7 protein-coding genes are annotated in these 8,781 nt (G+C 70.2%); 1 reads left to right on the top strand and 6 read right to left on the bottom strand.

Annotated features, from left to right (window positions below):
* Nucleotides 1–172: 172 nt before the first annotated feature.
* The 6 genes from AC1RQF_RS06165 to AC1RQF_RS06140 all read right to left on the bottom strand — a co-directional run bounded on the left by AC1RQF_RS06165 (nucleotide 173) and on the right by AC1RQF_RS06140 (nucleotide 7,305).
* Nucleotides 173–616, bottom strand: coding sequence for a dihydroneopterin aldolase (locus tag AC1RQF_RS06165; protein WP_273997661.1), 444 nt, complete (start codon nucleotides 614–616; stop codon nucleotides 173–175).
* On the bottom strand, nucleotides 613–1,248 hold the full coding sequence (locus tag AC1RQF_RS06160) for a sarcosine oxidase subunit gamma (RefSeq protein WP_273997659.1): 636 nt from the start codon (nucleotides 1,246–1,248) through the stop codon (nucleotides 613–615). The genes AC1RQF_RS06165 and AC1RQF_RS06160 overlap by 4 nt, the downstream gene beginning before the upstream one ends.
* Nucleotides 1,238–4,249 (bottom strand): sarcosine oxidase subunit alpha family protein, encoded by a 3,012-nt coding sequence (locus AC1RQF_RS06155; RefSeq protein ID WP_492871540.1) that lies wholly within the window; start codon nucleotides 4,247–4,249, stop codon nucleotides 1,238–1,240. Before AC1RQF_RS06155 ends, AC1RQF_RS06160 begins: the two co-directional genes overlap by 11 nt.
* Complete coding sequence (locus AC1RQF_RS06150; protein WP_492871539.1) at nucleotides 4,246–4,536, bottom strand: sarcosine oxidase subunit delta; 291 nt, start codon at nucleotides 4,534–4,536, stop codon at nucleotides 4,246–4,248. The genes AC1RQF_RS06155 and AC1RQF_RS06150 overlap by 4 nt, the downstream gene beginning before the upstream one ends.
* 124 nt (nucleotides 4,537–4,660) lie before the next feature.
* On the bottom strand, nucleotides 4,661–5,905 hold the full coding sequence (locus AC1RQF_RS06145; protein ID WP_273997656.1) for a sarcosine oxidase subunit beta family protein: 1,245 nt from the start codon (nucleotides 5,903–5,905) through the stop codon (nucleotides 4,661–4,663).
* Nucleotides 5,906–5,919: 14 nt separating this feature from the next.
* Nucleotides 5,920–7,305, bottom strand: a complete 1,386-nt coding sequence (locus AC1RQF_RS06140; RefSeq protein ID WP_273997655.1) for an L-serine ammonia-lyase — start codon at nucleotides 7,303–7,305, stop codon at nucleotides 5,920–5,922.
* A 253-nt stretch (nucleotides 7,306–7,558) separates the two neighbouring features.
* Between AC1RQF_RS06140 and AC1RQF_RS06135 the strand changes: the two genes are divergently transcribed.
* A complete protein-coding gene (locus AC1RQF_RS06135) occupies nucleotides 7,559–8,611 on the top strand; it encodes a GlxA family transcriptional regulator (RefSeq protein WP_273997653.1) in 1,053 nt (350 codons plus the stop codon).
* Nucleotides 8,612–8,781 lie beyond the last annotated feature (170 nt).

Raw genomic sequence — 8,781 nt, 5'->3', positions numbered from 1 at the left:
GCCGGGTGCCGGGTGCCGGGTGCCGGGTGCCGGGTGCCGGGTGCCGGGTGCCGGGTGCCGGGTGCCGGGTGCCGGGTGCTAAACGCCGGACACCAAGTGCCCGACGCCGAACACCGCCCGGCCCGTCGACCAGCGCGTGCGACACGGCCGCCCGTTGGGCGGCCGTCTTCATTCACGCACCGGCGCAGCGCGCGGCGCGCCAGCGCGCATGATCGGCGCGGGTCCAGTCGAACGTGACACCGACCCGGCGCGTGCCCGGCCGGATCTTCGGCTTGTACAGCGCGAGCGTCAGCGCATCGAGCGCCGGCCATTCGTCGAACGACAGCACCGCGATGTCGAACACGAGCGTTTCGAGCAGGCGCGTATGCGGCTTGTGCGCGACGAACGCCGCGATCCGCGCGCAGTACGCGTCGTAGTCGATCCAGCCCGCCTCGCCCTGCTCGGCCGGCACGCAGCGATACCCGAGCCGCGCATCGAGCACCACCGGCTGCGGCCCGGCATGCTCGTGCGCATGGATGCCGACCCGCGCCGGCATCTGCAATGCATCGATGAACACGCTCCAGCCGCCGCCCGTCATGCGGCTGTCCGCGATGAACGGCGCCTCGGCCGGTTTCATGACGCGAGCGGCGCGGCCGCGTCGAGCATGATGCGGCAGAAGTAGTCGGCGAAGCTGCGCCGCACGACGATCTCGAACGATTGCTCGCCCGTCGGCACCAGCACGATCGACGCCTTGAAGAAATGGCTCTGCGCGCACTGTCCCACGCCGAACCCGCGCGGATGCAGATCGAGCGGGCAGCCGCGCGCGAGCACGTCGCGCACGCGCTCGCCGCTGATCTCGACCACCGTGTAGCCGCTGCCGACATCGACCGCCGCCGCATACAGCCCGTCCAGCGCGCGGGCGAGCGTCGCCTCCAGGCGGCCGGCCTCGACCGCGCCGTTCGAGCGCACCAGCCATTCGTCCGGGCCGAGCCACAGCACGTCGCACTCCGCGCCGCGCGCGACCGTGTTCGGCCGCGCAGGCGGCCGGCACCCGAGCGCCGCCTCGAACGCCGCGACGAACGCCGGGTCGCCCGCCTCGCCCCGCACGTTCACGAGATCGAGGAAGGGCCGCTCGCGAAACGCGAACTTGCGCGCCGCGCGCGCATCCTGCTCCGCGAGCAGGCCGGCCGCGCCGACGAGCGGCGATTCGAGGCGCACGCCCTGCGCCTCGCGCGGCGACGCCGCCTCGCTTCTGGTTTCATTCCACATGCTGGCGCACCCCTTCGCTGTCGTAGAAAACCGGGCTGGAGATCTTCGCGGTCACGCGGCGGCCGTCCGCCAGCGCAACGGCGACCGTCCCGCCCATCCGTTCCAGTCCGCCCTTCACCACCGCGAGCGCGATCGAGCGCTTCAGGATCGGGCTGTAGTAGCTCGACGTCACATGCCCGAGCATCGGCGTCGTGCCGTCGGCGGCCGGCGCCGCGCCCGCCTCGACGATCTGGCCGCCTTCCGGCAGCACGTATTGCGCGTCGTCGGTCAACAGGCCGACGAACTGCTTGCGGCCCGCCTTCGCGGTGTCGCTGCGCGCCAGCGAGCGGCGGCCGAGGAAGTCCTTCGATTTCGCGACGAGCCCGCCCATCCCGAGATCGTGCGGCGTGATCGAACCGTCGGTGTCCTGGCCCACGATGATGTAGCCCTTCTCGGCGCGCAGCACGTGCATCGTCTCGGTGCCGTAGGGCGTGATGTCGAACTCGGCGCCCGCCGCCATCAGCGCTTCCCACACCGCGCGGCCGGCGTTCGCGGGCACGTTCACCTCGTAGGCGAGTTCGCCCGAGAAGCTGATCCGCATCACGCGCGCCTTCACGCCGGCCACCGTGCCGTCGCGATAGCTCATGAACGGGAACGCGCCGTTGCCGAAGTCGATGTCGGGGCACACCCGGCGCACCACCTCGCGGCTCTTCGGACCCACCACCGCGAAGGTCGCCCAGTGGTCGGTCACCGACGCGAGCCGCACCTTGAGATCCGGCCACTCGGTCTGCAACCAGCGTTCGAGCCAGGTCAGCACGCGCGCCGCGCCGCCCGTGGTCGTGGTCATCATGAAATGCTGCTCGCCGAGCCGCACCGTCACGCCGTCGTCGAACACCATGCCGTTCTCGTCGAGCATCAGGCCGTAGCGGCACTTACCGACTTCGAGCTTGTTCCAGGGGTTCGTATACATCCAGTTCAGCAGCTTCACCGCATCGGGCCCCTGGATGTCGATCTTGCCGAGCGTCGACGCATCGAGAATGCCCACGCTCGTGCGCACGGCGAGACACTCGCGCGCCACCGCCGCATGCAGGTCCTCGCCCGATTTCGGGAAGTACCACGGCCGCTTCCAGTTGCCGACGTCCTCGAACAATGCGCCGTGCGCGACGTGCCATTCATGCACGCAGGTCTTGCGGATCGGGTCGAGGAAATCGCCCAGCTCGCGCCCCGCGAACGCGCCGAACGTCACCGGCGTGTAGTTCGGCCGGAAGGTCGTCGTGCCGGTCTCGGGAATCGTCTTGCCGAGCGCCTGCGCGAGGATCGCCATGCCATTGATGTTGCCGAGCTTGCCCTGGTCGGTGCCGAAGCCCATCGCCGTGTAGCGCTTCACGTGCTCGACCGACTCGAAGCCCTCGCGCGCGGCCAGCAGGATGTCGGCGGCCGCCACGTCGTTCTGGAAATCGACGAACTGCTTGGGGCCGCGCGCCGCCGTCGCGGCGTCGCCGACCAGCCACAGCGGCTGCAGCGGGGTTTCGGCCAGCTCGGCCACCTGCGGCTCGGCCGGCCGCTCCGCGCCCGTGCAGCCGGCCGCTTGCGCCGCCTCCGCCCCCGCGTCGAGCGCGAACCGCAACGCGCGCGCGAGCCCGAATTCGCCGGCCGCCGCGCCGACGCTCGCCTCCGCCTGCATCGCCTTGCCCGGCACGAAGCACGCCTTCCCGTCGTGCCAGTGCGCCTTGCCGCCCGACTGCGCGAACAGGTGCAGCACCGGGCTGAAGCCGCCCGACATCGCGACGAGGTCGCACGGCAGCGTCGCGAGCCGGTCGCCCACGCGGCCGTCCGCATACGCGGCGACCTCGACCGACGCGACCCGCAGGCGACCCGAGGCCGCCGTCACCACCGCGCCGTTCATCACGGTCACGCCGTGACGGCGCGCGGCCGCGGGCAGCGCGCCGTCGGCCGCCGCGCGCACGTCGACCACCGTCACCTTCGCGCCGCAGGCCTTCAGGTCGAGCGCGCACTGATAGGCGCGGTCGTTGTTCGCGAACACCACCGCGTCGCGGCCCGGCAGCACGCCGTAGCGATGCACGTAAGTCGACACCGCCGAGGCCATCATCACGCCGGGCAGATCGTTGTTGCCGAATACGAGCGGCCGCTCGTGCGCGCCCGTCGCGAGGATCACGCGCTTGGCGCGGACCTTCCACAGCAGCTCGCGCGTGCCCCTGCGCATCGAGACCGGCAGGTGCTCGGTCAGGCGCTGCACGACCGTCACGAGGTTGTGGTCCTGATAGCCGAACGCGGTGCTGCGCGTAAGGATGCGCACGTCGGGCCGCGCGGCCAGCTCCGCCTCGACCTTCTCGACCCACTGCAGCGCGGGCTTGCCGTCGATTTCCGCGCGGCCCGCGAGCAGGCTGCCGCCCAGCTCGCGCTGATCGTCGACGAGGATCACCCGCGCGCCCGCGCGCGCCGCCGCCTGCGCGGCCGCGAGGCCCGCCGGGCCGCCGCCGACCACGAGCACGTCGCAGTGCGCATAGCATTTGTCGTAGCGGTCGGCGTCGAGCGTATCGGGCGCCTTGCCGAGCCCCGCCGCCTCGCGGATCCTCTCCTCGTACTTCGGCCACCACTTGCGCGGCCACATGAAGGTCTTGTAGTAGAAGCCCGCCGGCAGGAAGCGCGCGAACTTCTGGTTGATCGCCATGCGGTCCTGCTCGAGCGACGGCTCGGCATTCACGCTGCTCGCGACGAGCCCCTGGTACAGCTCGATCTCGGTCGCGCGCGCATTGGGCACCGTATGCGCGCCCGTCTCCAGCTGCACCACCGCGTTCGGCTCCTCGACGCCCGCCGTCACGATGCCGCGCGGCCGGTGGTACTTGAAGCTGCGCGCGACGAAATGCACGCCGTTCGCGAGCAGCGCCGACGCGAGCGTATCGCCCTGGAAACCCTGGTAGATGCGCCCGTTGAAGGTGAAGGTGAGCGGGATCGCGCGGTTGATGCGGCCGCCCGCGCCGAGTCGGTCTTTCTGGCTCATCGCTGGGTATCCTCTTGGTCGTGCGCGGATGCGCCGAAGGTCTCGTAGCCCTGGAACGCATAGCTGACGGTGTCGCGCGTCGCCATGAACCAGCGGCGGCAGCCCTGCGCGTGCAGCCATTGCTCGCGATGCACGCCGCGCGGGTTCTTGCGCATGAACAGGTAATCACCCCATTCGCGGTCGGACAGCGCGTCGGTGTCGAGCGGGCGGGCGATGTCCGCCTCGCCGCCGCAGCTGAATTCGGATTCGGCGCGCGGGCCGCACCACGGACATTCGATCAACAACATGGCGTTCTCCTCATGTGTCGACCAGAGTTGGCGCTTCAGCGCCTTACTCTGGTCCCATATACCCAATGCGCAGTTGGCGCTTCAGCGCCTTACCCCGGTCCCATCTATTTCAATGCGGTCAGGCTCAGTGCGCGACCGCGGCCGCGCCGTGTTCGTCGATCAGGTGGCCGGTGTAAAAACGGTCGAGCGCGAACGGCGCGTTGAGCGCGTGCGGCTCGTCGCGCGCGATGGTGTGCGCGTAGGCCCAGCCCGAGCCCGGCGTCGCCTTGAAGCCGCCCGTGCCCCAGCCGCAGTTGAAATACAGGCCCTTCACGTCGGTCTTGCTGATGATCGGGCACGCATCGGGCGACACGTCGACGATGCCGCCCCACTGCCGGTTCATCCGCACCCGCGAGAACACCGGGAACATCTCGACGATCGCCTGCAGCGTGCCTTCGATGATCTGGAAGCTGCCGCGCTGGCCGAAGCCCGTGTACTGGTCGATGCCCGCGCCGATCACGAGATCGCCCTTGTCGGACTGGCTGATGTACGCATGCACCGCGTTCGACATCACGACCGTGTTGACGACCGGCTTGATCGGCTCCGACACCAGCGCCTGCAGCGGATGGCTTTCGAGCGGCAGCCGCACGCCCGCCATGTCGGCCAGCGCCGTGGTGTTGCCCGCCGCGACCACCGCGACCTTCTTCGCCTTGATGAAACCCTTCACGGTGTCGACGCCGACCACCGCGCCGCCTTCGCGGCGAATGCCGGTGACCTGGCAGTTCTGGATGATGTCGACACCCGCGCGGTCCGCGCCGCGCGCGAAGCCCCACGCGACCGCGTCGTGCCGCGCCACGCCGCCGCGCCGCTGGATCGACGCGCCCAGCACCGGATAGCGGCTGTCGAGGTTGATGGTCGGCTCGATCTCCTTGATCTGCGCGGGCGTGAGGAATTCGGCGTCGACGCCGTTCAGCCGGTTCGCGTTCACGCGGCGCTCGGTGTCGCGCACGTCCTGCAGCGTGTGCGCGAGATTCATCACGCCGCGCTGGCTGAACATCACGTTGTAGTTGAGATCCTGCGCGAGCCCTTCCCACAGCTTCATCGCCTTCTCGTACAGCGCGGCCGACTCGTCCCACAGGTAGTTCGAGCGCACGATCGTGGTGTTGCGCGCGGTGTTGCCACCGCCGATCCAGCCCTTCTCGAGCACCGCGACGTTGGTGATGCCGTGCTCCTTCGCGAGGTAGTACGCGGTGGCGAGCCCATGCCCGCCGCCGCCGACGATCACGACGTCGTACTCACGCCTCGGCTCGGGGCTCTTCCATTGCTTCTCCCAGTTCTCGTGATAGGACAGGCCGTTGCGGAACAGGCTGAATATCGAATAGCGGCTCATGTGCGGATCCTTCGTTAGCATTCGATGACGTTCACGGCCAGGCCGCCGCGCGACGTCTCCTTGTATTTCGTCTTCATGTCGGCGCCCGTCTCGCGCATGGTCTTGATCACGGAGTCGAGCGACACGTAGTGCTGGCCGTCGCCCTTGAGCGCCATGCGCGACGCGTTGAGCGCCTTGATCGCGCCCATCGCGTTGCGCTCGATGCAGGGAATCTGCACGAGCCCGCCGACCGGGTCGCAGGTCATGCCGAGGTTGTGCTCCATGCCGATCTCGGCCGCGTTCTCCACCTGGTCGGGTGTGCCGCCCATCACGGCGGCGAGCGCGGCGGCGGCCATCGAGCACGCGACGCCGACCTCGCCCTGGCAGCCGACCTCCGCGCCCGAGATCGAGGCGGTCTCCTTGTAGATCGCGCCGATCGCGGCGGCGGTCAGCAGGAAATCGACGATCCCCTGCTCAGTCGAGACCGGCACGAATTTCACGTAGTAGTGCAGCACCGCCGGGATCACGCCCGCCGCGCCGTTGGTCGGAGCGGTGACGACCCGGCCGCCGGCCGCGTTCTCCTCGTTGACCGCCATCGCGTACAGGTTCACCCAGTCGAGCATCGACAGCGGATCGCGCAGCGCTTCCTCCGAGCGGCTGCGCAGCCGCGCATGCAGCTCGGCCGCGCGGCGCTTCACGCGCATCGGGCCGGGCAGTTCGCCCTCGACCTTGCAGCCGCGCTCGACGCACGCGGCCATCGCGCCCCAGATCGCGAGCAGGCCGGCGCGCACCTCGGCCTCGGGCCGCAGCGCGCACTCGTTGCGCCACATCAGCGCGGCGATCGACAGCCCGCTCGCGCGGCATGCGCGCATCAGGTCGTCGCCGGTGCGGAACGGGTGCGGCACCTCGACCGCCGCGCGCACGCCGTTGACGCGCTCGCCGTCGCGATTGACGACGAACCCGCCGCCGATCGAGTAATACTCCTTCTCGACCAGCAACTGGCCGTGCTCGTCGAACGCCTGGAAGCGCATGCCGTTCGGATGCACGACGCTCGTGCCGCCCATCAGCTTGCGGTAGAGCGCGAGATCGTCCTTCTCGTCGAAGCGGATCGGCTGGCGGCCGAGCAGCGTCAGCGCGCGCGCCTCGCGGATCGCGCGCAGGCGCGGCTCGATCAGGTCCGGATCGATGCTGTCCGGCAGGTGGCCTTCGAGCCCGAGCAGCACCGCCTTGTCGCTGCCGTGCCCCTTGCCGGTCGCGCCGAGCGAACCGTACAGCTCGACCCGCACGCGGCGCACGAAGCCGAGCAGGTTCGCATCGTCGAGATGGGACGCGAAGCGGGCCGCGGCGATCATCGGGCCGACCGTGTGCGAACTCGACGGACCGATGCCGATCTTGAACAGATCGAAGACGCTGACGTTCATCTGGCTGCCCTTGCGCATTGACGCGTGAAGTGACGTTGGGTGCCAGTACACCAAAGCGTAAAATCCGCCGATAGAACAAAACCGGCATCGGCGTGGGACAACGCCGCCACCCGGGCCGCATCGATGCGCTTTGGCGATGGTTCGCGACGGAAAAACGCAAGTTCCGGCCGCGCCGATCGGCGACGCTGGCGACGTGGCCCGCGCCGGACGAGACCCGCCGGACGCCGCCCGGCCAACCCTGAGCCTCACCGCAATGACGCCTGACGCACCCGCCTCCCCCGCCGCCGCGCCGCGGCGCATCCGCTTCGGCATCGTGCTGCTGCCGAATTTCACGCTGACCGCGTTCTCGGGCTTCGTCGACATGCTGCGGCTGTCGGCCGACGACGGCGACTACAGCAAGCCGGTGCGCTGCGCGTGGAGCGTGATCGGCGACACGCTCGCGCCGGTGCGCGCGAGCTGCGGGATCCAGGTGACGCCGTGGGAGACCTTCGCCGACACCGCCCCGTTCGACTACGTGGTGGTGGTGGGCGGCCTGCTGCACTCGGGGCCCCAGGCGGGGCCGGAAACCCTGCAGTTCATCCGCCGCGCGGCGGGCGACGGCGCGAACGTGGTGGGGATCTGCACCGGCGTGTTCGCGCTGATGCGCGCGGGCGTGCTCGATGCGCACCGGATCTGCGTCAGCTGGTTCCACTACTGGGATTTCATCGAGCGCTTTCCGGCCGTCGATCCCGACCTGCTGATCGCGGACCGGCTGTTCGTGATCGACCGGCGGCGCATCACCTGCTCGGGCGGACGCGCGTCGATCGACGTGGCGGCCGCGATCCTGCTGCGCCATTTCGACCACGCCACGGTGCAGAAGGCCTTGCGCATCCTGCTGGTGGGCGAGATGCAGAAGGGCAATGCGCCGCAGCCGCACCCGCCCGGGTTGGAGCCGGCCACGCATCCGAAGGTGAAGCGCGCCATCCTGCTGATGGAGCAGCATGTCGGGCGCACGCTGCCGCTCGACGAGCTGGCCGCCAAGCTCGACCTGTCGACGCGCCAGCTGGAGCGCCTGTTCAAGGCGGAAACCGGCACGAGCCCGCAGGCGTTCGCCAAGCAGGTGCGGCTGCGCACCGCCGCGTGGCTGCTGACCAGCTCGGACCGCACCGTCGCCGACATCGCGACGAGCTGCGGCTTCGCGGACGCCTCGCATCTCGGACGGGAATTCCGCAAGCAGTTCGGCGCGCCGCCGGCGACCTACCGCGAACGCGGCGGCGCGGTGGCGGCGCAGGTCGAGCCGGAAATCGGGACAGATACCGAAGCCTGACGCGCGGCCGGCGCATTCGCTGCGGCCGGCCGCGCCGAATGCGTGCGAGGCAATAGGTTTCGATGCGCGCCGCGCCGATCGGCCCGGGCGCGACACGCACAGGAGAACGCGCCGCCCCGGGGACCGGGGCAGACAGGCGCGGGGGGGGGGGGGGGGGGGGGGGGGGAACC

The sequence above is a fragment of the Burkholderia sp. GW821-FHT14F03 genome, from assembly GCF_058803765.1.
This window is presented reverse-complemented; position numbering and strand designations above follow the sequence as displayed.

Bases quoted from the DNA above. Each gene is read 5' to 3' on its own strand.
- AC1RQF_RS06150 (WP_492871539.1), bottom strand. From the start codon at position 4,536: ATGTTGTTGATCGAATGTCCGTGGTGCGGCCCGCGCGCCGAATCCGAA.
- AC1RQF_RS06135 (WP_273997653.1), top strand. From the start codon at position 7,559: ATGACGCCTGACGCACCCGCCTCCCCCGCCGCCGCGCCGCGGCGCATC.
- AC1RQF_RS06140 (WP_273997655.1), bottom strand. From the start codon at position 7,305: ATGAACGTCAGCGTCTTCGATCTGTTCAAGATCGGCATCGGTCCGTCG.
- AC1RQF_RS06165 (WP_273997661.1), bottom strand. From the start codon at position 616: ATGAAACCGGCCGAGGCGCCGTTCATCGCGGACAGCCGCATGACGGGC.
- AC1RQF_RS06155 (WP_492871540.1), bottom strand. From the start codon at position 4,249: ATGAGCCAGAAAGACCGACTCGGCGCGGGCGGCCGCATCAACCGCGCG.
- AC1RQF_RS06160 (WP_273997659.1), bottom strand. From the start codon at position 1,248: ATGTGGAATGAAACCAGAAGCGAGGCGGCGTCGCCGCGCGAGGCGCAG.
- AC1RQF_RS06145 (WP_273997656.1), bottom strand. From the start codon at position 5,905: ATGAGCCGCTATTCGATATTCAGCCTGTTCCGCAACGGCCTGTCCTAT.